General features: G+C 65.0%; 23 protein-coding genes. 17 read left to right on the forward strand and 6 right to left on the reverse strand.

Features of this window, described 5'->3' with window-relative positions; genetic code table 11:
• Window positions 1-37: 37 nt before the first annotated feature.
• Both GVL61_RS04055 and GVL61_RS04060 read left to right on the forward strand, forming a co-directional pair.
• Window positions 38-760 carry an OmpA family protein gene (locus GVL61_RS04055; RefSeq protein WP_159977231.1) on the forward strand — a complete coding sequence of 241 codons (723 nt, stop codon included), beginning with the start codon at window positions 38-40 and terminating at the stop codon, window positions 758-760.
• 152 nt (window positions 761-912) lie between these two features.
• A complete protein-coding gene (locus GVL61_RS04060) occupies window positions 913-1,524 on the forward strand; it encodes a hypothetical protein (protein WP_200844839.1) in 612 nt (203 codons plus the stop codon).
• An 11-nt stretch (window positions 1,525-1,535) separates the two neighbouring features.
• On the opposite strand, the gene GVL61_RS04065 is transcribed toward GVL61_RS04060, so the two are convergent.
• Together GVL61_RS04065 and uvrB are read right to left on the reverse strand one after the other, a co-directional pair.
• Complete coding sequence (locus tag GVL61_RS04065; RefSeq protein WP_159977235.1) at window positions 1,536-2,600, reverse strand: helix-turn-helix transcriptional regulator; 1,065 nt, start codon at window positions 2,598-2,600, stop codon at window positions 1,536-1,538.
• Window positions 2,601-3,110: 510 nt separating this feature from the next.
• Window positions 3,111-5,297: an excinuclease ABC subunit UvrB gene (gene uvrB / locus GVL61_RS04070; RefSeq protein WP_159977237.1), complete on the reverse strand. Its 2,187-nt coding sequence runs from the start codon at window positions 5,295-5,297 to the stop codon at window positions 3,111-3,113.
• Between the two features lie 133 nt (window positions 5,298-5,430).
• Between uvrB and GVL61_RS04075 the strand changes: the two genes are divergently transcribed.
• Window positions 5,431-5,988: a DUF3617 domain-containing protein gene (locus GVL61_RS04075; RefSeq protein WP_159977239.1), complete on the forward strand. Its 558-nt coding sequence runs from the start codon at window positions 5,431-5,433 to the stop codon at window positions 5,986-5,988.
• 23 nt (window positions 5,989-6,011) lie between these two features.
• Window positions 6,012-6,794 (forward strand): triacylglycerol lipase, encoded by a 783-nt coding sequence (locus GVL61_RS04080; protein WP_159977241.1) that lies wholly within the window; start codon window positions 6,012-6,014, stop codon window positions 6,792-6,794.
• Window positions 6,795-6,821: 27 nt separating this feature from the next.
• Here GVL61_RS04080 and GVL61_RS04085 read toward each other — a convergent pair whose 3' ends face one another.
• The gene (locus GVL61_RS04085) at window positions 6,822-8,330 is read right to left on the reverse strand and encodes a YifB family Mg chelatase-like AAA ATPase (protein ID WP_159977243.1); all 1,509 of its coding nucleotides are present in this window, start codon (window positions 8,328-8,330) and stop codon (window positions 6,822-6,824) included.
• Window positions 8,331-8,481: 151 nt separating this feature from the next.
• On the opposite strand from GVL61_RS04085, the gene GVL61_RS04090 reads away from it, so the two are divergent.
• The gene (locus GVL61_RS04090) at window positions 8,482-9,189 is read left to right on the forward strand and encodes an alpha/beta hydrolase (RefSeq protein ID WP_159977245.1); all 708 of its coding nucleotides are present in this window, start codon (window positions 8,482-8,484) and stop codon (window positions 9,187-9,189) included.
• Between the two features lie 18 nt (window positions 9,190-9,207).
• On the opposite strand, the gene GVL61_RS04095 is transcribed toward GVL61_RS04090, so the two are convergent.
• Window positions 9,208-9,465, reverse strand: coding sequence for a hypothetical protein (locus GVL61_RS04095; RefSeq protein ID WP_159977247.1), 258 nt, complete (start codon window positions 9,463-9,465; stop codon window positions 9,208-9,210).
• Window positions 9,466-9,741: 276 nt separating this feature from the next.
• Here GVL61_RS04095 and rpmH point away from each other — a divergent pair, with 276 nt between their 5' ends.
• From rpmH to GVL61_RS04145, 10 genes are all read left to right on the forward strand, one after another.
• Complete coding sequence (gene rpmH, locus GVL61_RS04100) at window positions 9,742-9,876, forward strand: 50S ribosomal protein L34 (RefSeq protein WP_059152365.1); 135 nt, start codon at window positions 9,742-9,744, stop codon at window positions 9,874-9,876.
• Window positions 9,877-10,099: 223 nt separating this feature from the next.
• The gene (rnpA, locus tag GVL61_RS04105) at window positions 10,100-10,486 is read left to right on the forward strand and encodes a ribonuclease P protein component (protein ID WP_159977333.1); all 387 of its coding nucleotides are present in this window, start codon (window positions 10,100-10,102) and stop codon (window positions 10,484-10,486) included.
• Complete coding sequence (yidD, locus tag GVL61_RS04110) at window positions 10,483-10,728, forward strand: membrane protein insertion efficiency factor YidD (protein WP_159977249.1); 246 nt, start codon at window positions 10,483-10,485, stop codon at window positions 10,726-10,728. The genes rnpA and yidD overlap by 4 nt, the downstream gene beginning before the upstream one ends.
• A gap of 75 nt (window positions 10,729-10,803) precedes the next feature.
• Entirely contained in the window at window positions 10,804-12,573 is a 1,770-nt protein-coding gene (yidC, locus tag GVL61_RS04115) for a membrane protein insertase YidC (RefSeq protein WP_159977251.1), read from the forward strand.
• Between the two features lie 2 nt (window positions 12,574-12,575).
• Window positions 12,576-13,235 carry a ribosome biogenesis GTP-binding protein YihA/YsxC gene (yihA, locus tag GVL61_RS04120; RefSeq protein WP_159977335.1) on the forward strand — a complete coding sequence of 220 codons (660 nt, stop codon included), beginning with the start codon at window positions 12,576-12,578 and terminating at the stop codon, window positions 13,233-13,235.
• A 214-nt stretch (window positions 13,236-13,449) separates the two neighbouring features.
• Window positions 13,450-14,586 (forward strand): DUF47 family protein, encoded by a 1,137-nt coding sequence (locus tag GVL61_RS04125; protein WP_159977253.1) that lies wholly within the window; start codon window positions 13,450-13,452, stop codon window positions 14,584-14,586.
• Between the two features lie 3 nt (window positions 14,587-14,589).
• The gene (locus GVL61_RS04130; protein WP_159977255.1) at window positions 14,590-15,591 is read left to right on the forward strand and encodes an inorganic phosphate transporter; all 1,002 of its coding nucleotides are present in this window, start codon (window positions 14,590-14,592) and stop codon (window positions 15,589-15,591) included.
• 106 nt (window positions 15,592-15,697) lie between these two features.
• A complete protein-coding gene (locus GVL61_RS04135) occupies window positions 15,698-16,363 on the forward strand; it encodes a glutathione S-transferase family protein (RefSeq protein ID WP_159977257.1) in 666 nt (221 codons plus the stop codon).
• Window positions 16,363-17,217: a S1/P1 nuclease gene (locus GVL61_RS04140; protein WP_159977259.1), complete on the forward strand. Its 855-nt coding sequence runs from the start codon at window positions 16,363-16,365 to the stop codon at window positions 17,215-17,217. The genes GVL61_RS04135 and GVL61_RS04140 overlap by 1 nt, the downstream gene beginning before the upstream one ends.
• 32 nt (window positions 17,218-17,249) lie before the next feature.
• Window positions 17,250-18,158, forward strand: a complete 909-nt coding sequence (locus GVL61_RS04145) for a DMT family transporter (RefSeq protein WP_159977261.1) — start codon at window positions 17,250-17,252, stop codon at window positions 18,156-18,158.
• Here GVL61_RS04145 and GVL61_RS04150 read toward each other — a convergent pair.
• Together GVL61_RS04150 and GVL61_RS04155 are read right to left on the reverse strand one after the other, a co-directional pair.
• Window positions 18,155-18,931 (reverse strand): SDR family oxidoreductase, encoded by a 777-nt coding sequence (locus tag GVL61_RS04150; protein WP_159977263.1) that lies wholly within the window; start codon window positions 18,929-18,931, stop codon window positions 18,155-18,157. The genes GVL61_RS04145 and GVL61_RS04150 overlap by 4 nt on opposite strands.
• 91 nt (window positions 18,932-19,022) lie before the next feature.
• Window positions 19,023-20,351 carry a NupC/NupG family nucleoside CNT transporter gene (locus tag GVL61_RS04155; protein WP_159977265.1) on the reverse strand — a complete coding sequence of 443 codons (1,329 nt, stop codon included), beginning with the start codon at window positions 20,349-20,351 and terminating at the stop codon, window positions 19,023-19,025.
• A gap of 382 nt (window positions 20,352-20,733) precedes the next feature.
• Here GVL61_RS04155 and GVL61_RS04160 point away from each other — a divergent pair, with 382 nt between their 5' ends.
• Both GVL61_RS04160 and argB read left to right on the forward strand, forming a co-directional pair.
• Window positions 20,734-21,384, forward strand: coding sequence for a queuosine precursor transporter (locus GVL61_RS04160; RefSeq protein WP_200844838.1), 651 nt, complete (start codon window positions 20,734-20,736; stop codon window positions 21,382-21,384).
• Window positions 21,385-21,496: 112 nt separating this feature from the next.
• The gene (argB, locus tag GVL61_RS04165; RefSeq protein WP_159977269.1) at window positions 21,497-22,396 is read left to right on the forward strand and encodes an acetylglutamate kinase; all 900 of its coding nucleotides are present in this window, start codon (window positions 21,497-21,499) and stop codon (window positions 22,394-22,396) included.
• The last annotated feature ends 55 nt before the right edge of the window (window positions 22,397-22,451 follow it).

Raw genomic sequence — 22,451 nt, forward strand, 5'->3', positions numbered from 1 at the left:
GCTGACAGGCTGGCCGCAAGGCTCTAGGCTGACACCCATGAATCCACGCCGCGCTTCCATGATCGTCGTCGGAGCGGCCCTGTGCGTCGTCCTGTCCTTTGCGACGATGCGTGCACGGGGCGGCATCTTCATTGGCGATCTCAGGCAGCAGGCTGCCGCCGCACGCGATGTCGCAGGCGGCAAGGGCGTGACGCTGGCCTTCCGCGACCGCTACGGGTGGCTGACACGCCACCCGGTCCTGTCAGGCGGCAAGGGGCTGGATGCCGCCACCCGCAGCCGTGTCGCCGCCGCCATCGCCGCAGTGCCTGGTATCGGCGGGGTGAGCTGGGCGAACGAGGGCGATGCGCGCGCGTCCTTGGTGCACTGTCAGGACGATGTCGAGCGGATCCTCGAAACCCGTACCATCCGTTTCGGTGAGGCCAGCACGCGGCTCGATCCGGCCAGTGACAACCTGCTCGACGAAGTAACCCGCGCGCTGCGCCCCTGTGCGGGCAGCATTATCGCGGTTACCGGGCATACCGATGCAGGCGGTAATCCCAAGGTCAATGTTGCCCTCTCGCAAGCACGGGCTGAGGCGGTTCGCTCGGCATTGATTTCGCGTGGAATTCCGGGTGACGGCCTGCGCGCCGTGGGCGTGGGCGCGGCCAAGCCGGTGGAGGGCCTCGACCCCCGCGATCCCGCCAATCGCCGTATCGAATTCTCGGTGCTTTTCACCGCGCCGGTCAAGCCGACCCCGATCGACACGCCGGGACCGGAATGAGGGCGCCCGAATGAGCACTGCAAAGACTAGGAAAGGACCCCGCCTTGCCGCTATGGCTTGAGATGGCCGTTTCGGTGCTGCTGACCTACGGGATCGGCTTCGGCATCGGTTGGCTTGTGTGGAACCGGAAAGGGTAAATCGTCGTGTTGCAAATGATCGAAGCGAACTGGCTGATCTTCATCGCCGCGCTGCTGGTCGGCATCGTCGTTGCGTATTGGGTCTTCGTGCACGGCTCGAAGCCGGCGCGACGCGAGCGACGTCCCGACGTACTGGATGAAGGCGCTGCACCTGCGCAGCGTAATCAGGCGCTGATCGACGCGCCGCCCGCCGCGCAGTTTCATCTCGACCCGCCTGCAATGGCAGGGGTGATGGCCGGTATCGGCGAAGTGATCGCTGTCGCCGCGCAGGAAGAGGCCGACGAAGCGCGCAGCCACCGCGAGCCGCCCCAGACGACCGCCGCCGAGCCCGATCCGACGCCCGCTCCCCCGGCGCCGCCGATCGCGGAAACCGCCGATGGCGAGGTGGCCGCTGATGATCTGCGCAAGATCAAGGGGCTTGGCCCCAAGATGCTGACGGTTCTGCATGCGCTGGGCGTGACCAGTTTCGCCCAGATCGCAGCTTGGACCGACGCTGACCTCGATGAACTCGATACGAAGCTGGGCGCCTTTGCCGGCCGCCCGCGCCGCGATAGCTGGGTGGAGCAGGCGAAACTCCTGTCGAGCGGGGATACCGGGGCTTATGAGGCGAAGTTCGGCAAGGTCTGACCTGCGGCCGTTTACCGGCCTGCCATTTCGATTACGGCCCGGGCGATCGAGACGAGTTCCGACTCGCGGTTTACGCCGGCCTTCTGGAAGATCGTGCGCAGCTGGCTGGAGACGGTCTGGGCACTGACCCCGCGCATCCGGGCGATTTCTTGACGTGAATGGCCCTGTGCCAGAAGCGCGACGATCTCGCCCTCGGCGCGGGTCAGTTCGAGCGCGGCGCAAAGACGCGGACCCTGGTCGCCTGCGAAGCCGAGCGGGGCCTTCAGGGTGACGATAACGCTGGGCGCGAAGCCGAAGTTCCACTCCTGCCGGGGCAGGGCGCAGACTTCCACCAGCATCGGCCCGCGCGACGACTGCAGCCACATTTCCGAAGGCATCGCCTGCGCGCTGGCGAGGGCAAGCCCGATGCGCATCTGCAGTCCGCGATCGGTGTCCGGCCGCGCCGCGCGCAGGATGCTACCGCGCACCTGCAAGGTGTCCGGGGCGAACAGCCCGTCGGCAGCATTGGTTACCGAGCAGACCCGTCCCATGCCGTCGAGCAGGACCGCCGCCGTGCGCAGCGCGTCGAGCGAACCGCGCAGCAGGTCGGCGCCCTGGTGTTCGATGGCCCGCTGCAGCCGGATCGCCGCCATAACCTGCGGGCCGATATCGCTGAGAACCTGGCGGTGCTTTTCGGTCGTGCGTCCGTCGCTTTTCGTATTGATGGTCGCCAGCCCGAAGAACGCCCCGGGGTCGTTCGCCAGGACCATCTGGGCGCCGTGCTCTCCATCCCAGCGGCGTACGTGTTCGATATAGGCCTCGTTGGCGCCGGCGGCGCGGACCTGGTCGTAGTGCTTTTCCCAGACGACTTGATAAGGCGCGCTGGATGCGGCGACGCGGTAGTTCACGTCGGCACGGTGGCCCTCGATCGCCAGGAAGTCCTCGACGTAGCCGTCGTCGGCACTGGTCATCCAATTGAACAAAGTATGGCGCTCGCCAATGGCGAGAAGTTGGGCGCGTGAAGCGCCCGTCGCACTGGCGAGCCCCTTGAGCGCGGCATCCCAGCCTGTCTGTTCGAATGGGGCCCGTGAAAACATCGCCCCCAATTGATCGACTCGAATGGTGCTACCCCGCCTTGCGACCCGAAGACTTAATTTGAACTGCCCGTTAACTTTAGGCAAGCCTATGGAAAGTGAGGGGTATTGCCCGGCTTTACCACGATCGTGGTATGCAATGGGGTTCAGGTGGGCGCATGGGTGATCTGCGACCCGAAGGATCGGCGATTCAGCCTATCCTTATACCTGCCCGGGACCTGCATCGCAGGATCCCGGGTATTTTTTCGATTGGCAACGTGAGGGCGCGGCCTTGGGGATACTTACGCTGCGGGCCTCTGGGCCGTAATTGCCAAGCTTGGCGCACCGAGTACGCCGTCAGTGTTTCGAGCGTGGGATTCCCATTTTCGGACAGCGCATTGTAAATGGCGTGAGGTTCCACCGCGATGCGCGCGTGACTTCGCTGATGCCCTTCGAACGGGTAAAATCGCCAAGTGCCTGGGCGGCGTGCGTCGCGTCGTTTCCTCGCGAACTCTGGTCGCCGCCATTCCCGCTCTACTTCCCCCACTTCTTCTGCTGCTTCCCGTACCGCGTCTTGCGGGTTCCGGGCTTGCCTTCGTTGCTGCGGCCGACCTTGGGTGCCTTGTGCTCCGCATCCGGGAGGCCCAGTTCGCTGGCCTCAAGCCGCCTGATCTCGTCGCGCAGGCGGCCGGCTTCCTCGAATTCGAGGTCTGCCGCCGCATTGCGCATCCGCTTTTCGAGGTCCTCGATATAGGCGCGCAGGTTGTGGCCGACGAGGTTGTTGCGGGTGTCGTCCTCAAGGTCGATCACCACGCCGTCGCGGCTGGCTGTATCGGCGACGATGTCGGCGATACGGCGCTTGATCGACTGCGGGGTGATGCCGTTTTCGAGGTTGAACTGCTCCTGCCGCGCACGGCGGCGGTCGGTTTCGGCTATCGCGCGTTCCATCGAGCCGGTCATGCGATCTGCGTAGAGGATCACCCGCCCGTCGACGTTGCGTGCGGCGCGGCCAATGGTCTGGATCAGCGAGGTTTCCGAACGCAGGAAGCCCTCCTTGTCGGCGTCGAGGATGCAGACAAGTCCGCATTCGGGAATGTCGAGACCCTCGCGCAGCAGGTTGATGCCGATGAGCACGTCGTAAACGCCCATGCGCAGGTCGCGGATCAGCTCGATACGCTCCAGCGTTTCCACGTCGGAGTGCATGTAGCGCACCCGCACGCCCTGCTCGTGCATGAACTCGGTCAGGTCCTCGGCCATGCGCTTGGTGAGGGTGGTGACGAGAGTGCGATAGCCCTTGGCGGCGACTTCCTTGCACTGGGCGATGCAGTCCTGCACCTGATCCTCGACCGGGCGGATTTCCACCGGCGGGTCGATCAGTCCGGTTGGGCGGATGACCTGTTCGGCGAAGACGCCGCCAGTCTGGTCCATCTCCCAGTGACCCGGCGTGGCCGAGACCGCGAAGGTCTGCGGGCGCATCGCGTCCCACTCGTTGAAGCGAAGGGGGCGGTTGTCGATGCAACTGGGCAGGCGGAAACCATATTCGGCCAGCGTGATCTTGCGGCGGTGATCGCCTTTCGACATCGCGCCGATCTGCGGCACCGTCTGGTGGCTTTCGTCGACGAATAGCAGGGCGTTGTCCGGCAGGTATTCGAACAGGGTCGGCGGCGGCTCGCCGGGGATGCGGCCGGTAAGGAAGCGGCTGTAGTTTTCGATGCCGTTGCAGGCGCCGGTGGCGTGGATCATCTCGAGGTCGAAATTGGTGCGCTGTTCCAGCCGCTGGGCTTCGAGCAGCTTTCCTTCGGCCTCCAGTTCCTTGAGCCGTTCGGTCAATTCGAAACGGATCGCCTCGGCCGCCTGCCGCATGGTCGGCCCCGGCGTCACGTAGTGCGAATTGGCGTAAACGCGGATCTTCTCGAGGCTGGCGCCCTTCTTGCCGGTCAGCGGATCGAATTCGGAAATTTCCTCGATCTCGTCGCCAAAGAAACTGATGCGCCAGGCCACATCCTCGAGGTGCGAGGGGAACAGCTCGAGGCTGTCGCCCCGCACGCGGAAATTGCCGCGCGCGAAGGCCACGTCGTTGCGCTTGTACTGAAGGGCGACGAGCTTGCGGATGATCTCGGTCTGGTCCTGCGCCTTGCCCACTTCGAGGTCGAAGATCATCGCCGAATAGGTTTCGACCGAGCCGATGCCGTAGAGGCACGAGACGGAGGCGACGATGATGACGTCGTCGCGCTCCAGCAAGGCGCGGGTGGCCGAATGGCGCATCCGGTCGATCGCCTCGTTCACCGAGCTTTCCTTCTCGATGTAGGTGTCCGACCGGGGGACGTAGGCCTCAGGCTGGTAATAATCGTAATAGGAGACGAAATATTCCACCGCGTTGTCGGGGAAGAAATCGCGGAACTCGGCATAGAGCTGGGCGGCAAGGATTTTGTTGGGCGCCAGGATCAAGGCCGGGCGCTGTAGTTCCTCGATCACCTTGGCCATGGTGAAGGTCTTGCCCGAGCCGGTGACACCCAGCAGGACCTGTGTTTTTTCGCCCTCCTGCGCGGAGCCTACCAGTTCCGCGATGGCGGTCGGCTGGTCGCCGGCGGGCGCGTAGTCCGAGACGATGCGGAACGGCCGGCCGGGCATCGACTTGTCGGGCCGCTGCGGCTTGTGGGGGATGAAGTTGTCCGAAGTGTCGGGTTCTTCGAGGCCGCGACGGATGATGATCTCTGCCATGCGAGAACATATGGGGTATACGCAGCGTTCCGGCAACAGGGGGCAGTAAGCGGGGGTGGTATCAGGCGTTGACCTGCGGGCGGGGCGGTGCCAGCCCCGCAGACCCCATTGGAAGATTAAGAGAGTGTACGCGATGAACGGCAAGTTCGGGATCATGGCTGCGGCGGGTCTCGCCGCGCTGGCGCTGGCCGGCTGCGGATCGAAGGACGACGCGAAGGATGGGGCTCCCAAGTCGATCGAGCAGGTCAAGAAGGAGGCCGACAAGCTCGTGAAGCCCGAGCCCGGCGAATATCGCCAGGTGATGGAGATCAAGAGCCTCGAAGTACCGGGCCTGCCCAAGGAAACGGCCGAGCAGATGAAGGGCGCGATGCAGGCTTCGCAGGAAGGCACGTTCTGCCTGACCAAGGCGGACGCCGACCGGGGCTTCAAGGACATGTTCAACGACGTCGGCAAGGGCAACCAGTGCACCTATTCGAAGTTCGACGTTGATGGCGGCACTCTCGATGCCCAGATGGAGTGCCAGTCACAGCAGGGCGGCAAGGCAGTCATGAAAATGAAAGGCACTGTCACCGAAAAGGGGTCCGACGTGACGGTCGCGATGGACACCAGCGGTGGTCCGCCGCCAATGGGCACGATGAAGATGACGATGCATATGACCACCACGCGCCTTGGAGATTGCAAGGCCAAATAGGCGAAACTGATGCGCGAAGGCCGATGGACCCGCTGAACGACTTTCAAGGGCACACCCCGGGACAGGATGAGCCGCCCGGGTCCCTGCGCGACGCCATTGCGCGCCGCGCGGCCTTTGCGCGTGAGCAGCACCCGGAGGGCGTAAGGAAGCCGCCCCTCCAACTGATGCTGGCGGAACTACGCTCCCTTTATCGCGGTGCGCATCGGGGGCAGGTGGTGCGCGCGGCGGTGCGGCCGATGCCGGTGATGTTGCTGCCGGGCTTTGCCGCCCATCCGAAACGGATGCAGCCGATGGCCGATGCGCTGTCGGCGGCGGGGCATCATGTCTACGGCTGGGGGCTGGGGTTCAACTTCGGGCCGAGCGAGCGCAATTTCTCCTTTTTGATGCGCCGCGTCGCCGTGATCGCGCGGGAGAGTTGGTCGCCGGTCGCGCTGGTCGGCTGGAGTCTGGGCGGTCTCTTCGCGCGGGAGATCGCGCGGCGCGAGCCGGCGCTGGTGGCCAAGGTCATCACCATGGGTACGCCTTTTTCCGGAGATCCGCGTGCGAACAATGCGTGGAAGGCCTATCAGATGGTCACCGGGCATTCAGTGGACCGGCCGCCGATCGACTGCGATTTCTCGGAGAAACCCGCAGTGCCGACCGTGGCGCTGTGGAGCCCGCGAGACGGTATCATCCAGCCCCGTGCGGCTGCGGGCTGGCCGCACGAGCGCGACCGTGCCGTCGCGATTCGGTGCAGCCACCTCGACTTTTCGAGTTCGCCCAAAGTGGTGGCCGAAGTGCTGCGCCAGTTGGATATCAAGGAATAGGCCGTCCTCCCCGAACCGGGGCGGATTTCAGGATTTCGGAGCCTGCCGCCGATAACTCAGGGCCTCGGCGATGTGGATGCGGCCGACCGTTTCCGCGCCGCCAAGGTCGGCGATCGTGCGCGCGACCCTTAGGATGCGGGTGTAGCCGCGCGCGGAGAGGCGCATCGCTTCGGCCGCCTGAAGCAGCAGGCGGCGTCCGGCTTCGTCCGGGGTGGCATGCAGATCCAGCATATCGCCGTCGAGTTCGGCATTGGTCCGCGCGGCGACGCCTTCGAGCCTTGCCGTCTGAATCTGCCGTGCCCGCGCTACTCTTGCGGCAACCTCCGTGCTGCCTTCCTTCGGCGGGGGAAGGGCAAGATCCACCGCCCGCACGGGGTCGACTTCGACGTGCAGGTCGATTCGGTCGAGCAGGGGGCCGGACACCTTGCTCTGGTAATCTGCGGCGCAGCGCGGCGCGCGTGAACAGGCCAGCGCCGCATCGCCAAGATGCCCGCAGCGGCACGGGTTCATCGCCGCGATCAACTGGACCCGCGCCGGGTAGGTGAGGTGGGCATTGGCCCGCGCGACGGTGACTTCGCCTGTCTCCAGCGGCTGACGCAGCGAATCGAGTGCCTGGCGCTGGAACTCGGGCAGTTCGTCGAGGAACAGGACGCCCAGATGCGCCATCGAGACCTCGCCGGGCCGCACTTTCATGCCGCCGCCAGTCAGCGCCGCGATCGAGGCAGAGTGATGCGGCGAGCGATAAGGCCGGGCGCGGCTGATCCGTCCGCCCTCCAGCGTGCCTGAAACAGAGGCCACCATCGATACCTCCAGCGCCTCCGCCGGGGTGAGTTCGGGCAGGATGCCGGGCAGGCACGATGCCAGCAGTGATTTTCCGGCGCCGGGCGGCCCGATCATCAACAGGTTGTGCGATCCGGCCGCAGCGATCTCCAGCGCGCGGCGGGCGGTTTCCTGCCCTTTCACCTGCCGCATGTCGGCACCGCGCGGCGGTGCCTCAACTACGCCGGGGACGGGAATTGGCAGGACCTGCGTGCCCTTTAAATGATTGAGCAGGCTGATGAGGTTAGGCGCGGCAATCACCGGCACGCCGCTGGCCCAGCGGGCTTCGGAGCCTTGCGCGGCAGGGCAGATCAGGCCTTTGCCGGCCTCGCTTGCATGAAGGGCGGCGAGCAAGACGCCGGGGGAGGGGATCACCCGGCCATCCAGCGCGAGTTCGCCCACCGCCACGAAATCGGCGATCTGCTCGGCATCGACGACGCCCATCGCCGCCAGCAGCGCCAGCGCTACCGGCAGATCGTAGTGCGAGCCTTCCTTGGGCAGGTCGGCGGGGGAGAGGTTGATGGTGATCCGCTTGGGCGGCAGGGCCAGCCCCATCGCGGTGAGTGCGGCGCCGACGCGCTGGGTGCTTTCGCGCACCGCCTTGTCGGGCAGGCCGACCAGCAGAAAACCCGGCAGCCCCGGCGCGATCTGGCACTGGACCTCGACGGCGCGCGCCTCAAGCCCGAGGTACGCGACGGTCGAGACGAGTGCGACCACGAAGTATCCCTTATTCTGCAAGTAAAACAACGAAGAGGGATCAGTGTAGTAAGCATTCGCAGTCTGGCGGCCACTGCGTAATTTATGCCTTACGACGTTTTAACCGCGCTCATCAGGTGCTGGGTAAGGGTATCGGCCGCACCGTCAGGTAATGCGCTCGTTTACTGCATGTCTTGGCTTGGCCTGCCTGTTCGCCGTTGCCCCCTTGTCGGCGCAGGTGATCGAATACGAGACAGTCGAGGTGGTTGCCGACCACTTCGACAGCGGCGGCGAGCGCAGCCTTTTTCTGACATTCCGGGATGCCCCGACGGCCCTGTCCGCGGTGTTTCCCGCAGGTCCGGCCTATGGCCCCTTCCGGGTGCTTGGCGATGGCCGCGCCGCTCTGGTCGACGTCACCGATGCGCGCAGCCCGGGGCAGTTCGCGGCGATGCTGCGCGATTATCCCGGCATCACTTCGATCGAGATGATCGACTGTCCCGGCACCGAGGACGACCTTGCCAACTTGCGGTTGGGCCGGATGATTCGCGAACACGGCATTGCCACGCACGTCCCTGCGGGCGGCTCGGTCCGTTCCGGCGGGGTCGAACTGTTTCTGGCCGGGGCGCATCGTTATGCCGATGCGGGGGCAGAGTTCGCTGTCCATTCCTGGATGGACGACACCGGCCTGGAACCCGATGATTATGCGAGCAACGCGCCGGAGAATCGCCGCTACATCGACTATTACCGCCAGATGGGCATGAGCCCGATCGAGGCCGATGCCTTTTATGCCATGACCAATTCGGTTCCGTTTTCCTCCGCCCGCTGGTTCGGTGCGGGCGAGATGGGGCTGTGGGTCAGGCTGGAAGGTGCCGGGGCCTGAGGTCCGGCGTCGGCGTTTTTACTCGAATAGCGAGGCCAGCCAGCCGCGGCGGCGCGGAGGGGGCGTCTGCCCGGATACCTTGAGCAGATGATTGGCCAGAACGGCCGCCTGGCTCTTGGTCATCATCACCGTGGTCTGGAGCGGTCTGTCGCCGTGCTCCCACGTGCTGCGTTCATGCGTCTGGATCGCCAGGACCATGCGGCGCCCCAGGTCCTGCGAGGTCCATCCAACAAGCACGCCGAGCCGATTGCCTGTCGCCACCGTCTTGTCCCGCATAACTGATTTCCCACTCCCCCGGGCCGTGCCGTCTCTGCCGCGCCGAACAATTGCGCGGAGCATGATCCGCCATCCCGGCATGGTCCGCCATACTGGTAAATCGGCACCGGGTTGTTTAAGGGGATCTTCGGTTCGAGGCGGCGCCTGCGCATGTACTCGGCCTTGACTCTGATGCGGCCCTTCAGTATCGGCCCGCAAGAGTTTAGCGGTCGTCCGGTCCGGGCGGCCCTTTTTGTTCAGGTCCTTCGGGGCCAAGTTGGTATTTCGAGGACTGACATGAAGCGCACTTTCCAGCCGAGCAACCTTGTTCGCGCCCGCCGTCACGGCTTCCGTTCGCGCATGGCGACTGTCGGTGGCCGCAAGGTCATCCGTGCACGCCGCGCACGTGGCCGCGCCAAGCTTTCGGCCTGATTCGCCGGTAGCGGCAGGGGCTTGCCCCTGCCTGACGGCGCCAGACCACGCTTTCGCCGGTTGGCGAGGGCATGGTCTGGCGCCGTTTTGCTTTGGCACGAATCGCCAATAGCGCGGCTTTCATGATTCGTTCGGAAACGAGCGATGGCCCATGGTCCGTTTCGGCGACGAACGGAGAGTGGCGTTCTTCCATTATCGCGGGACGATCACTAGTTACGCAGCCATGGCCGATGCCTACACGATCCTGACCCGCCGGTCCGACTTCCTTGCTGCCAATCGCGGCCTGAGAGTCGCGCGTCCCGGCTTCGTGCTGCTTGCCAATCGCAACGATGGGCTGGGGCAGCGCGCCGGGATCACGGTGACCAAGAAGATCGGCAATGCCGTCGTGCGCAACCGCATGAAGCGGCGCTTTCGGGCGCTGCTGCGTGAACTGCTGCACGAACACGGCCTGCCGGACACCGATCACGTCCTGATCGGCCGCGAAAACGGCATCGAGCGCGACTTTGCGGCCTTGCGCAACGAACTCGTGGCCGCATTCGGCCGCGCACGCGATGGCAAGGGCGATTCTCCCCGAACCGGCGGACGGCGCCGCCCACCGCCCCGGAGATGAAGCGGGCGATCCGCTTCCTCGTGGCGCTTCCCGGGCTCTTGCTGATCGGGATCGCGCGGGCGTGGCAGCTTGGCCCTTCGGCGATAATGCCGCCGACCTGCCGCTATTCGCCGTCCTGCTCGCAATACGCGATTGAGGCAGTGCGAAAGCATGGTGCGATTAAGGGTGGATGGCTGGCGCTCTGGCGTCTATTGCGCTGCCAACCGTGGGGCGGGCACGGTCATGATCCCGTCCCTGACTGAACAGAACGACTGACAAGAAGCGAGCGGCCATCCGCGCCGCCGCCGACCGGCAATACGAGCAGGAAACAAGCCTTCGTGGAAAAGCAGCGCAATATCATCCTCGCGGTCCTGCTGACCGCGCTCGTCCTGTTCGGATGGGAAGCCGGGGTCGGTTACTTCTACCCTCAGGCCAAGACGCCGGTTCAGAACGTCGCCGCTGGCGGCCCTGATCAGGCGCCCAGCCCGACCAAGCCGACCCGCGAAGGCGGCCTGCGCGATGCCGCCGACGTGGCGCTGGAACAGCAGGACCTCAAGACCGCGCTCGCCGGCGGTGGCCGGGTTCCGGTTGCCGCACCCGGCCTGTCGGGCTCGATCAACCTGACCGGCGCGATCGTCGACGACCTGGTGCTCAACCGCCACCGCGAGACGGTGGAGAAGAATTCCGGGCCCGTGCGCACCTTCTCGCCCGCCGGCACCCCGGCGCAGCAGTTTGCACAGTTCGGCTGGGTCGGTGAGGGCGGCGTTGCCGCTCCCGGCGCGCAGACCGTATGGACCGCGCCTGCGGGCGCCAAGCTGACCCCCGCGACGCCGCTGACGCTGACCTGGACCAACCCCACCGGACAGCGCTTCGCGATCACGTATTCGATCGACAAGGACTACATGATCACGGCCGTCCAGACGGTCGAGAACGGTGGCGGCGCTCCGGTTACGCTGAAGCCCTTTGCCCTGGTCAACCGTACCGACCGGACTGCCAGCCTGGATACCTGGAACGTCCATTCCGGCCCCATCGGCGCCTTCGACGGTTCGGTCACCTTCTCGAACAACTACAAGGACGTGGTCGAGGCCCGGACCGTCGCCGGCGCTGGCCGCACCGATTGGATCGGCTTCACCGACATCTACTGGATGTCGACGCTGATCCCCGTGGGCACCAAGGCGGATGGTACCTTCCGCTCGCTCGGCAACGATATCTTCCGCGCTGATCTCGTTTACGACCAGCAGGTACTCCAGCCGCGCCAGCGCGTTTCGGTGACCACCAAGCTGTTCGCCGGCGCCAAGGAGCACAACGTGCTCGACGCCTACGAGAAGCAGGGCATCGCCAACTTCGGTCTTGCGATCGACTGGGGCTGGTTCCGCTGGTTCGAGAAGCCGATCTTCTGGCTGCTCACCTCGCTGTTCAAGCTGGTCGGCAACTTCGGGGTCGCGATCATCCTGCTGACCGCCATCGTGCGCGGCATCATGTTCCCGGTGGCTCAGCGCGGCTTCGCCTCGATGGCCGCAATGCGTGCGATCCAGCCGAAGATGAAGGCGCTGCAGGAACGCTACAAGGACGACAAGCAGAAGCAGCAGCAGGAGATCATGGCCCTCTACAAGAAGGAGGGGGTCAACCCGATGGCCGGATGTCTGCCGATGTTCCTGCAGATCCCGGTGTTCTTCGCGCTGTACAAGACGCTGATGCTGGCGATCGAAATGCGCCACCAGCCCTTCGTGCTGTGGATCAAGGATCTGTCCGCGCCCGATCCGCTGCACATCCTCAACCTGTTCGGCCTGCTGCCCTTCAACCCGCCCGCGTTCCTCGCGATCGGCGTGCTGGCTCTGCTGCTGGGCTTCACCATGTTCCTGCAGTTCAAGCTGAACCCGGCCCAGATGGACCCGGCGCAGCAGCAGGTGTTCATGATCATGCCCTGGTTCATGATGTTCGTGATGGCGCCGTTCGCTTCGGGTCTGCTGGTCTACTGGATCACCTCCAACCTGCTCACCATCGCGCAGCAGAAGTACCTGTACAGCCGCCATCCGCAGCTGAAGGCGCAGCAGGAAAAAGACGCAGCCGACAAGGCCCGCGCAAATGAGCGGGATGCAAAGGCGTGAGCATGAATGAAGACCAGTTCGAAGCGGCGCAGCTCGCCGAGCTGACCGAACGGGCGCGCAAGCTCTTTTCAGGACCGGTGACGTTCCTGAAGAGCGCGCCTGAACTCAAGTTCCTGCCCGATCCGATCGTCAACGAAGTGGCCTTCGCCGGCCGCTCGAACGTCGGCAAGTCCTCGCTGCTCAACGCGCTTGTCGGGCGCAAGGCGATCGCGCGCACCTCGGTAACGCCGGGGCGCACGCAGGAGCTGAACTTCTTCGACGTGGGTGAGCCGCTGCGCTTCCGCCTCGTTGACATGCCCGGCTACGGCTTCGCCAAGGCTCCGCCCAAGGTGGTGGAGACCTGGCGCCGCCTGGTGCGCGATTTCCTGCGCGGCCGCGTGGAACTGAAGCGCACCCTGGTGCTGATCGATTCGCGCCACGGCGTGAAGACGGTCGACCTCGAGATGATGAAGATGCTGGACGAGGCCGCCGTGGGCTACCGCATCGTCCTCACCAAGGCCGACAAGATCAAGGCCAGCGAACTGGAAGCCGTGCACGCCGCCACGCTGGTCGAGGCGCGCAAGCATCCGGCGGCGTTCCCCGTGGTTCACATCACCAGCTCGGAAAAAGGTCTGGGGATCGAGGAACTGCGTGCCGCCGTGTTGGGCGACGCGGAACTCTAAGCCTGAAATTCGTGCATTTCCGCCGTTGCCACCAGAATGGCGACGACGGGAATGTGACGGTAATCCGCAGTCGTAGACGGCCCGAAACCAAGCCTTCACCTTGCTGCGTCCACACTTCTGGTGCCCTTCCGACTTTGTGACGATTGCGTGACGGGCGCGGCTCGCCTATGGGCCCCGCTCCACCAGCGCCAGGGATGAAAAGGAAATCTCGCCAATGCGCCAGATTGCCGTTCTCCCCTACCGTACCCTCGGCAATGCCGTCGATGCGCCGATCCAAATCATGCTCATCACTTCGCGCGGCACCGGCCGCTGGGTGATCCCCAAGGGCGGGCTGATGAAGGGCATGGCGCCGCATACCGCCGCCTCGGTCGAGGCTGAGGAAGAAGCCGGTGTGCTGGGCGCGACCTGCCCGGTGCCACTGGGTTCCTATCGCTACCGCAAGCAGCGCAATTCAGGGGCCTCGGTCTGGGCCGACGTTGACGTCTATCCGTTTGCCGTAACCGACGAACTCGATACCTGGGATGAGCAGCACCAGCGCGAGCGCCGCTGGTTTCCGCTTGCCGAGGCCGCCCGCGCGGTGGACGAGGAAGATTTGCAGGCGCTCATCCGTTCCTTCGGCGCGCGCGAATTCCGCGCCGCCGCCAGTCCCGCGCGCATGTTCGGCGCAGTGGCCGATACCGTGGCCGAAAAGACAGGGGTCAATGCCATGTTCGCCTGGTTCCAGAAGCTCCTTCCCGAGCAGGGCAATTTTTTCGACCTGTTCGAAAAGCAGGCCGCGACTCTGGTCGCCGGCGCAGATGCGCTCGCCCGCCTTGCGCAAGGCGGTCCCGGCCGCGCCCAACACATCCGCGAGATCGAGGAGCGTGAGCACGACGCCGACGACATCACCCGCGAAGTGCTGCAGACGGTGCGTCGCAGCTTTCTGACCCCGTTCGACCGTTCCGCGATCACCGATCTCATCAATACGATGGACGATGCCATCGACGAGATGCAGCAGACCGCCAACGCCTCGGACCTCTACGAGGTAATCGAGTTCGAGCCGGAAATGCGCGACATGGCGGCGATCATCGTCGACGCCGCGCGCCTCACTGCCGAAGCGATCCCGCTGCTGCGCAAGATTTCCGACAACGGCCACCGCCTGCACGAACTGACCGAGCGCCTGGTGCGCATGGAGGGCCATGCCGACGAGATCCATGCCGCCGGCCTCAAGCGCATCTTCCGCGAAGCGCAGGGCAAGGACGCGCTGTACTTCATCGTCCGGCAGGAAATGTTCAAGCGTCTTGAGCGCGTCGTCGACCGTTTCGAGGATCTCGCCAACGAGATCGACGGCCTGGTTATCGACCACTCCTGATCGATGGACCACAGTCTTGCTTTGCCGCTGTTGTTCGGCCTTGTCGCGCTGGCGCTGGCGTTCGACTTCCTGAACGGCCTTCATGATGCCGCCAACGCGATCGCTACCGTTGTTGCGACGCGGCTGCTCTCGCCGGTGTTGGCGGTGCTGTTTGCGGCGGCCGGTAACTTCGCGGCCTACTGGATCATGGGCCTGCATGTCGCCGAGACGGTGGGCAAGGGCATCATCAACGTCGACGCGGTGACCCCGGCCGTGGTCTTCGGTGCGCTGGTGGGCGCTATGTTCTGGAACGTGCTGACCTGGATCAAGGGCATTCCCTCCAGTTCCAGCCACGCGCTGATCGGCGGGCTCCTGGGCGCCGGGATCGCGCACGGCGGCTTCGCCGTCGTCGAAAGCTCGGGCACGGTGAAGACGATTGCGGCGATCTTCGTGTCGCCTGTCCTCGGTTTTTTCATCGCCATGTTTCTGATGCTGGTGACGAGTTGGCTGTTCAAAGGCGTCTCGCCGCGCCGGTCGAACAGCGCGTTCAAGGGGCTGCACCTCATCTCCAGCGCTGCCTATTCGATCAGCCACGGCGGCAACGATGCGCAGAAGACGATGGGTATCATCGCTGTGCTGCTCTATTCCACCGGGCACATGTCGGGTGAGTTCCATGTGCCCGAATGGGTCGTGCTGTCCTGCTACGCGGCGATTTCACTGGGTACACTGTCGGGCGGGTGGAAGATCATCAAGACGATGGGCTCCAAGCTCACCAAGCTCAACCACCACTCGGGATTCTGTGCCTCCTCCGCCGGCTCGATCGTGGTGTTCGGCGCCAGCGCGCTGGGCATCCCGGTTTCGACCACTCATGCGATCACCGGCTCGATCGTCGGCACCGGCGCTGCCCGCCGGGCCAGCGCCGTGCGCTGGTCGGTGGCTAGCCGGGTGATCGTGGCCTGGTTCATCACCATCCCTGCCAGCGCCGCTGTGGGCGCGCTGTTCTATACGATAACGCGGGCCTTCTAAAACGCTCGCTTCGGCCGAGCTTGTGGAACCCATGGGCCCGTTGCGCCTCGACACACCGCGCCCCAGCCACTAGGCACCGCATTCCCCACACAGGAATGCGCTCGCTGTGAAGCTTATCATCGGCAACAAGAACTATTCCAGCTGGTCCCTGCGCGGCTGGCTGGCATGCAGGCAATCGGGCCTGCACTTCGACGAACTGACGGTTCCGCTGTTCGGCGAGGAATGGGAGGCGCTCAAGCGCGATTCCGACGATCTTGCTCCCAGTCACGGCAAAGTGCCTATCCTTTGGGACGGCGACGCCGTGGTGTGGGACAGCCTCGCCATCGTCGACTACCTTGCCGACAAGGTCGGGCGCGACCGCTTTTGGCCCAAGGCCGACGATGCCCGCGCGATGGCGCGCTCCATGGTGGCGGAAATGCATTCCAGCTACCTCGCGCTGCGCCGTTCCTGCCCGATGAACATCCGTGCCCGCGTGGAACTTCCCGGCATCGACGAGGAAACGCGCGGCGACATCGTGCGCATCCTGACGCTCTGGGCCGAGGCGCGGGCGCGCTTCGGCAAGGGCGGCCCTTTCCTGTTCGGCACGTTCGGCGCGGCCGACGTGTTCTATGCGCCGGTGGTCAGCCGCTTTCTCACCTACGGCATCGGCGTACCGGGCTTTGCGCAGGCCTATATGCAGGCGGTGTGGGAGCACGAATGGATGCAGGCCTGGATCACCGCTGCCGAGGCGGAGAACTGGGTCATCGAGCAGTACGAAAACCCGGTGACCTGATGCGTAAGATTCTGACGATCCTGGCCGCGCTGTCGGCCGCTCTTTCCATGGGGCTCTCGGTCCCGGCGATGGCATGGGGCGCCCTTGGTCACCGTACCGTTGGTGCGATCGCCATGGCCAACGTGAAGCCCGGCACCCGCGCCGCGATCACGCAACTGCTGCGGCATCAGGGCGAAATCGACACGCCCAAATGCTCGATGCGCACGATCGAGGACGCGGCGACTTGGCCCGACTGCATCAAGAGCGAGCAATGGCGCTGGGCCTATGCCAATTCCTGGCATTACCATGACCAGCCCATCTGCGGCACTTTCGACCTCAAGGCCCACTGCCGCGACGGCATGTGCGCGACCGCCCAGATTCAGCGCGATGCGCGGCTGCTGGCCGACCGCAAGCTGGCGCCCGTGCTGCGGCTTGAGGCGCTGTCATTCCTGGTCCATTTCGTGGGTGATATTCATCAGCCGCTCCACGTCGGCGAGAACGACGATATGGGCGGCAACGCGGTCAAGGCCGACTACGGCGAGGCGCCGGGCCGCAACCTGCATTCGATCTGGGACGGCTTGCTGGCCGAGCGCGCGATCACTTCCGCCCCGACGCTGGTGCGCCGCTACAGCGCTGCGGAGAAGGCCAGTCTCGCCACCGGCACGCTAGAGGATTGGGAGCGCGAAAGCTGGCAGATCAGCCGCGATTTCCTCTACCCGCTGGCTTTCGGCGGCAAGCTGCCCTGTGACGTCAAGGAGCCGCAGAAGATCGTCTGGAGCAACGAGGCGATCGAGCAGGCCATTCCCGTCATCGACGAACGCATCGAGCGGGCCGGCCTGAGGCTCGCCAAAATGCTCGATGCAGCGCTGGGCTGAAGCCTCGACCTCTAGCGGGACATCAGCCGACCATGCCCGAATCCCGCTCTACCACGCGTGCGTTCCTGCTGCTGGGCCTGGTCATGCTATTCTGGGCGGGCAATTCGATCACCGGCCGGGCAGTGCGAGGCGATATTCCGCCCTTCACGCTGGCCTTCGGGCGCTGGCTGATCGCGGTTGCGGTACTGGCCCCGTTCGCAGCGCGCCGGCTCTGGGCCGAGCGGGCCGAGGCCTTGGCCGGCTGGCGCTGGATTCTGGCGCTCGGGTTCCTCGGTATTGTGTGCTTCAACGCCTTCATCTACTCGGGCCTGCGCCATACCAGCGCAGCCAATGCGTTGCTGCTGCAGGCTTCGATCCCGGCATTGGTGCTGGTGCTGGACCGGGTGATATTCGGCGGACGGGCCGGGGCGCTGCATATCGCCGGCGTTGCCGCCTCGACGCTGGGCGTTGTCGGGATTGTCTTCAGGGGTGACGTCTCGGCGCTGACCACGCTGCGCCTCGGCATGGGCGATGCGCTGATCCTGTGCGGTGTCGTGGTCTGGGCGCTCTACACCGTGCTGCTGCGCAAGAAGCCGGCGATCTCGTCTGCCAGCTTCCTGCTGCTGGTCTTCATGCTCGGCGCGCTGGCCATGGCGCCGCTTGCCGGGTGGGAGTGGGCAGAGGGGCTTCACGTAGCCTGGAGCCCGAAGGTGCTGGCCGCCTTTGCCTATGTGGGCGTGTTTCCCTCGGTGCTCGCCTATTTCATTTACAACGCTGCGACGGCGCAGCTTGGCGCAGCGCGCGCGGGACAGGCGATAACTCTGATGCCGCTGTTCGGTGCGCTGCTCTCCGCCCTGCTGCTGGGGGAGAAGCTTGAGCGCTATCACCTCGTCGGCATGGCGCTGATCCTCGCGGGGATCGTGCTGTCGGCTTTGGCGCTGACGAGGCGCCGCCGGACCTAGCCTCGCTTTCTCATGCCCTCGGCCATGGCGGTGAGGGCTTCACGCCGGGGCTGGGCGCGCAAGGCTTCGAACATCTGGCGGTAGTGGGCGTGAGGGACGAACGTCGGTCCTTGGCGCATGTTCCCCAAAGCCAGATTCGCCACCTCGGCGGCGCTTTGCAGATGGGAGATGCCTTCCATCCCGGCGGTCGCTTCCGATTCGGTGGCGCCGGGGCACAGGGTCAGCACGTCGATGCCGGTGCCCTGCATTTCGCCCCAGAGCGCTTCGCCCAGTGCCACCACCAGCGCCTTGGAGGCGGAGTAGGCGGCGGAATAGGGGCAACCGATCAGGCCTTCGACCGAAGCGGTGAATACGATCCCGCCGCGAGACCGCGCCTTGAGGCGGGGGATCATTCCATGAGCAAGCTGCATCGGGGCATGGCAGTTGACCGTCAGCATCCGCGCCATGGCGGCGGCATCGGTGTCCTCGAAGGCACCTTTGACGTTGAAGCCGGCGTTGCTGACGACAAGGCCGACGTCGGTTCCTTGCGTCGCTTCCAGAATTCGCGCGGGGGCGTCCGGGTCGGCAAGGTCGCAGCCGATCACCGTGGTGCGGACCGCATGGGAGGAGAGCAGCCGTTCGGCCAGAGCATCGAGACGATCGGTGCGGCGCGCCGTCAGCACGAGGTCGAAGCCGCGCTCCGCCAGTTCCTCGGCGAAGGCGAGGCCGATGCCCGAGGAGGCGCCCGTCACCAGGGCGATCGGGCCATAGGTTTCGCGGAATTGATCGGGCATCGTCGTCTCCTGCTCTCGTGGGCTGGAGATGAGCAATGCCCGATCCGATTGTCCAGACGCGCCGGGGCAAGATCGCCCGGACGCGCGCCGATCAGAAGGCGGTGAGGAACAGTCCGGCGAGCGCGGCGCTCATGAGGTTGGAGAGGCTGCCCGCCGCCAGCGCGCGGATGCCCAGGCGGGCGATGATCGGGCGCTGGTTGGGGGCAAGCCCGCCCGTCACCGCCATCTGGATCGCGATCGACGAGAAGTTGGCGAAGCCGCAGAGCGCGAAGGTCACTACGGCGACGGTGCGCGGGCTGAGGGCGCCGTCCTTGCCCAGTTCGATGAACGAGACAAATTCGTTGAGGACGATCTTGGTGCCGAACAGGCCGCCGGCATGGAGTGCTTCGGTCCAGTCCGGCGTCGCCAGCAGATAGAAGATCGGGGCGAAGATATAGCCCAGCAGTCCCTGGAAGGTGACACCGTCGAACCCGAAAAGCCCTGCGAACCAGCCGACGAAACCGTTTGCCAGTGCGATCAGAGCCACGAAGGCGAGGACCATCGCGCCGACTGCGACCGCTAGCTTCACGCCGGTCTGGGCGCCTTGCGAGGCGGCCATGATGATGTTGGCGGGCTGTTCTTCTTCGTGATCGACGGTTGCCGGTTCGTCGACATGGACGCCGGGCTGGTGGGTCACGTCGGCGCGGTTGAGCGCGGCCGCGACCATACCGGCGGGCGGGTTCATGCCTTCGTGGATATCCACGCCGTCAATCGCGAGGCCGGGGCGGGGATCGGGCATGATCATCTTGGCCATGAATATGCCGCCCGGCGCAGACATGAAGGCAGCGGCGACGAGATAGTCGATACGGATGCCCATCGATGCATAGGCGGCCAGGATGGTCCCGGCCACGCCCGCAAGGCCCACCGTCATCACGCAGAACAGCTGCGAGGGGTTGAGCGCGGCGAGATAAGGGCGGATCACCAAGGGTGCTTCGCTTTGCCCGACGAAGATGTTCGAGGCCGCGCATAGGCTTTCTACCTTGCTGATCCCCGTCACCTTCTCAAGCGCACCGCCGAGCCAGCGGACGACCAGCGGCATGATCTTGAGATAGTAGAGGATCGAGATCAGCGAGGCGAAGAAGATGATGACCGGCAGCGCCGAGATGGCGAAGCTTTGGCCGCCGATCTCCGGCGAGGCCAAGGGGCCGAACAGGAAATCGATGCCGGCATGGGCATAGCCGAGCAGGCTTTCCACGCCGCTGGCGGCGCCCTGCAGCATCCTGTTGCCTAGCGGCACATAGAGCACCAGCGCGGCAAGACCGGCCTGAAGGGCGAATGCCGCCCCGACCACGCGCAGGCGGATCGCCTTGCGGTCGGTCGAAAGCAGGAAGGCTGCCGCCATGATGAGAACAATGCCGATCAGGCTGTAGGCGACGTGCATTGAGGCGGGTGGCTCCGGGGAAACGTTTGGCGACAAGCGATCGACCCTACTGGCGCAGGCGCGGCGCGGCTAGAGCCTTTTCAAGGCTGGGCAAAACTGGTGCAAAGGGCGCGCAGGTTTGCACGGTCGACATAAGTCGGTGGGAAGGGGCCGCTTTCAGGAGGCCAAAACGTGCGGCCTAATGGCAAGATGAGTCGACAGCCGTCACGTTCGAGCCGTATTTGCAAATGACTGCCAGCCACCGGCGACAGGTGAAAACGGCAGGTCTCTTGTCCCCCACTCCCAGCCATCTGCGGCTCGACGAATCGCGTGTTTCAGGCCCCGTTCGAATTTGTCCCGCGCCACCTAGTGCAATCGTCCACCACGCATTAAGAGCATGGCGATGAATCGCCCCGCGCCCGTCATCACCCGCTCGCTCTTCGTCTTCTCGCTGCTCTATGGAGGCCTCGTCGTATTGGCGGGCGTGCTGGGGACCAAGCTCGCATCGCTCGGCAACTGGCCGGTGCTGGGCGACCTTGCGGTGGAATCGGGCATCTTCGCGTTCCTGCTGCTGGTCGTGCTGTCGAGCGCAGTGGCCGAGCTGCACGGCAAGGACACGGCCAACCGGCTGGTGCGCTACGGCTTCATCCCGCTGATCGTCTCGATGCTGCTGCTGACCTTCGTGATCCATGTCGTTCCGCCTGCGGCATTCTGGGGGGATCAGGAGGCCTATGCCCGCTTGCTGGGGCAGGGCGCGCGGATGCAGTTCGCCGGGTTGATTTCCTACGGTGTGTCGCAGACGCTCAACGTGTACCTGTTCGCGCGGATGTCCGAAGGCAAAGGCCGTCTGCTACTGGTGCGCGCATGGGTCGCCTCGATGCTGTCGCAGGTGATCGATACGGTGCTGTTCATCACCATTTCCTTCGTCGGCACCGGCCTGCCGCTGCTCTCGATCATGGAAGGCCAGATCATCTCGAAGCTGGTGCTTTCGACGATCATGGTGCCGCCGTTCATCTGGTTCTTCGTGAAGCTGGGCCGCAAGCTGGACGCCTGACGCCTTCGCTTCGAGAATGGGCGTTCCACCATTCTCGGGCACCGGCCTTGTCGCGAGAAATAATCGCGCAAAACGGGTTCAAAAATGCGCGTACCCGGCTAAAGCGCATCGCATGTCGAATCCGCACGATCCCGCCTTCCTGGTAAAGGCCGAAACCCTTGTTGACGCGCTGCCCTACATGCAGCGTTACGCCGGGCGCACTTTCGTGGTGAAGTATGGCGGCCACGCCATGGGCGACCCGGAGAAGGCGGTCGACTTCGCCGAGGACGTGGTGCTGCTCAAAGCAGTCGGCATCAACGTGGTCGTCGTTCACGGCGGCGGGCCGCAGATCGGCGCCATGCTCAAGACCATGGGCGTGGAAAGCCGCTTCATCGACGGTCTGCGCGTCACTGACAAGGAAACCGCGCAAGTCGCGGAAATGGTCCTGTCGGGCGCGATCAACAAGGAAATCGTCGGCTGGATCGCCAAGGCGGGCGGCAAGGCCATGGGCGTGTCCGGCAAGGACGGCGGTATGGTCACCGCGCGCAAGGTGCAGCGCACCCGCAAGGACCCCGACAGCCACATCGAGCAGGTCGTCGACCTCGGCTTCGTGGGCGAGCCTGAGAAGATCGACACCACCGTGATCGACACGATTTCCGCCGCGGGCATGATCCCGGTGATCGCACCGATCGCGCCGGGGCCGGACGGGCAGACCTACAACGTCAACGCCGATACCATGGCCGGCGCCATCGCCGCCGCGCTGGGTGCTTCGCGCCTGTTCCTGCTGACCGACGTGGCCGGCGTACTGGACAAGCAGGGCGAACTGCTGACCGACCTCACCCCAGCCGCGATCGAGGGGCTGAAAGCCGACGGCACGATCTCGGGCGGCATGATTCCCAAGCTGGAAACCTGCATCCACGCCATCGAGGCCGGGTGCGAGGCTGCCGTCGTCCTTGACGGACGGGTATCGCATGCCATGTTGTTGGAAATATTCACGCAGGAAGGTGCGGGCACGCTGATCCGTGCGGGCTGAATTCTTCCGCGCCAATCGTTCCTCGGGGAGGGGAACCTGAGAACCGAAAGGCTTT

The organism is Novosphingobium sp. 18050 (assembly GCF_902706195.1).
Lineage (GTDB): Bacteria > Pseudomonadota > Alphaproteobacteria > Sphingomonadales > Sphingomonadaceae > Novosphingobium.

Coding starts and splice junctions, on each gene's coding strand:
- GVL61_RS04145 (WP_159977261.1), top strand. CDS start 17,250: ATGCCCGAATCCCGCTCTACCACGCGTGCGTTCCTGCTGCTGGGCCTG.
- GVL61_RS04095 (WP_159977247.1), bottom strand. CDS start 9,465: ATGCGGGACAAGACGGTGGCGACAGGCAATCGGCTCGGCGTGCTTGTT.
- rnpA (WP_159977333.1), top strand. CDS start 10,100: ATGGCCGATGCCTACACGATCCTGACCCGCCGGTCCGACTTCCTTGCT.
- GVL61_RS04065 (WP_159977235.1), bottom strand. CDS start 2,600: ATGTTTTCACGGGCCCCATTCGAACAGACAGGCTGGGATGCCGCGCTC.
- GVL61_RS04150 (WP_159977263.1), bottom strand. CDS start 18,931: ATGCCCGATCAATTCCGCGAAACCTATGGCCCGATCGCCCTGGTGACG.
- GVL61_RS04125 (WP_159977253.1), top strand. CDS start 13,450: ATGCGCCAGATTGCCGTTCTCCCCTACCGTACCCTCGGCAATGCCGTC.
- GVL61_RS04075 (WP_159977239.1), top strand. CDS start 5,431: ATGAACGGCAAGTTCGGGATCATGGCTGCGGCGGGTCTCGCCGCGCTG.
- argB (WP_159977269.1), top strand. CDS start 21,497: ATGTCGAATCCGCACGATCCCGCCTTCCTGGTAAAGGCCGAAACCCTT.
- uvrB (WP_159977237.1), bottom strand. CDS start 5,297: ATGGCAGAGATCATCATCCGTCGCGGCCTCGAAGAACCCGACACTTCG.
- GVL61_RS04055 (WP_159977231.1), top strand. CDS start 38: ATGAATCCACGCCGCGCTTCCATGATCGTCGTCGGAGCGGCCCTGTGC.
- yihA (WP_159977335.1), top strand. CDS start 12,576: ATGAATGAAGACCAGTTCGAAGCGGCGCAGCTCGCCGAGCTGACCGAA.
- rpmH (WP_059152365.1), top strand. CDS start 9,742: ATGAAGCGCACTTTCCAGCCGAGCAACCTTGTTCGCGCCCGCCGTCAC.
- GVL61_RS04060 (WP_200844839.1), top strand. CDS start 913: ATGATCGAAGCGAACTGGCTGATCTTCATCGCCGCGCTGCTGGTCGGC.
- GVL61_RS04155 (WP_159977265.1), bottom strand. CDS start 20,351: ATGCACGTCGCCTACAGCCTGATCGGCATTGTTCTCATCATGGCGGCA.
- GVL61_RS04130 (WP_159977255.1), top strand. CDS start 14,590: ATGGACCACAGTCTTGCTTTGCCGCTGTTGTTCGGCCTTGTCGCGCTG.
- GVL61_RS04090 (WP_159977245.1), top strand. CDS start 8,482: ATGCGCTCGTTTACTGCATGTCTTGGCTTGGCCTGCCTGTTCGCCGTT.
- GVL61_RS04140 (WP_159977259.1), top strand. CDS start 16,363: ATGCGTAAGATTCTGACGATCCTGGCCGCGCTGTCGGCCGCTCTTTCC.
- yidD (WP_159977249.1), top strand. CDS start 10,483: ATGAAGCGGGCGATCCGCTTCCTCGTGGCGCTTCCCGGGCTCTTGCTG.
- GVL61_RS04080 (WP_159977241.1), top strand. CDS start 6,012: ATGGACCCGCTGAACGACTTTCAAGGGCACACCCCGGGACAGGATGAG.
- GVL61_RS04160 (WP_200844838.1), top strand. CDS start 20,734: ATGAATCGCCCCGCGCCCGTCATCACCCGCTCGCTCTTCGTCTTCTCG.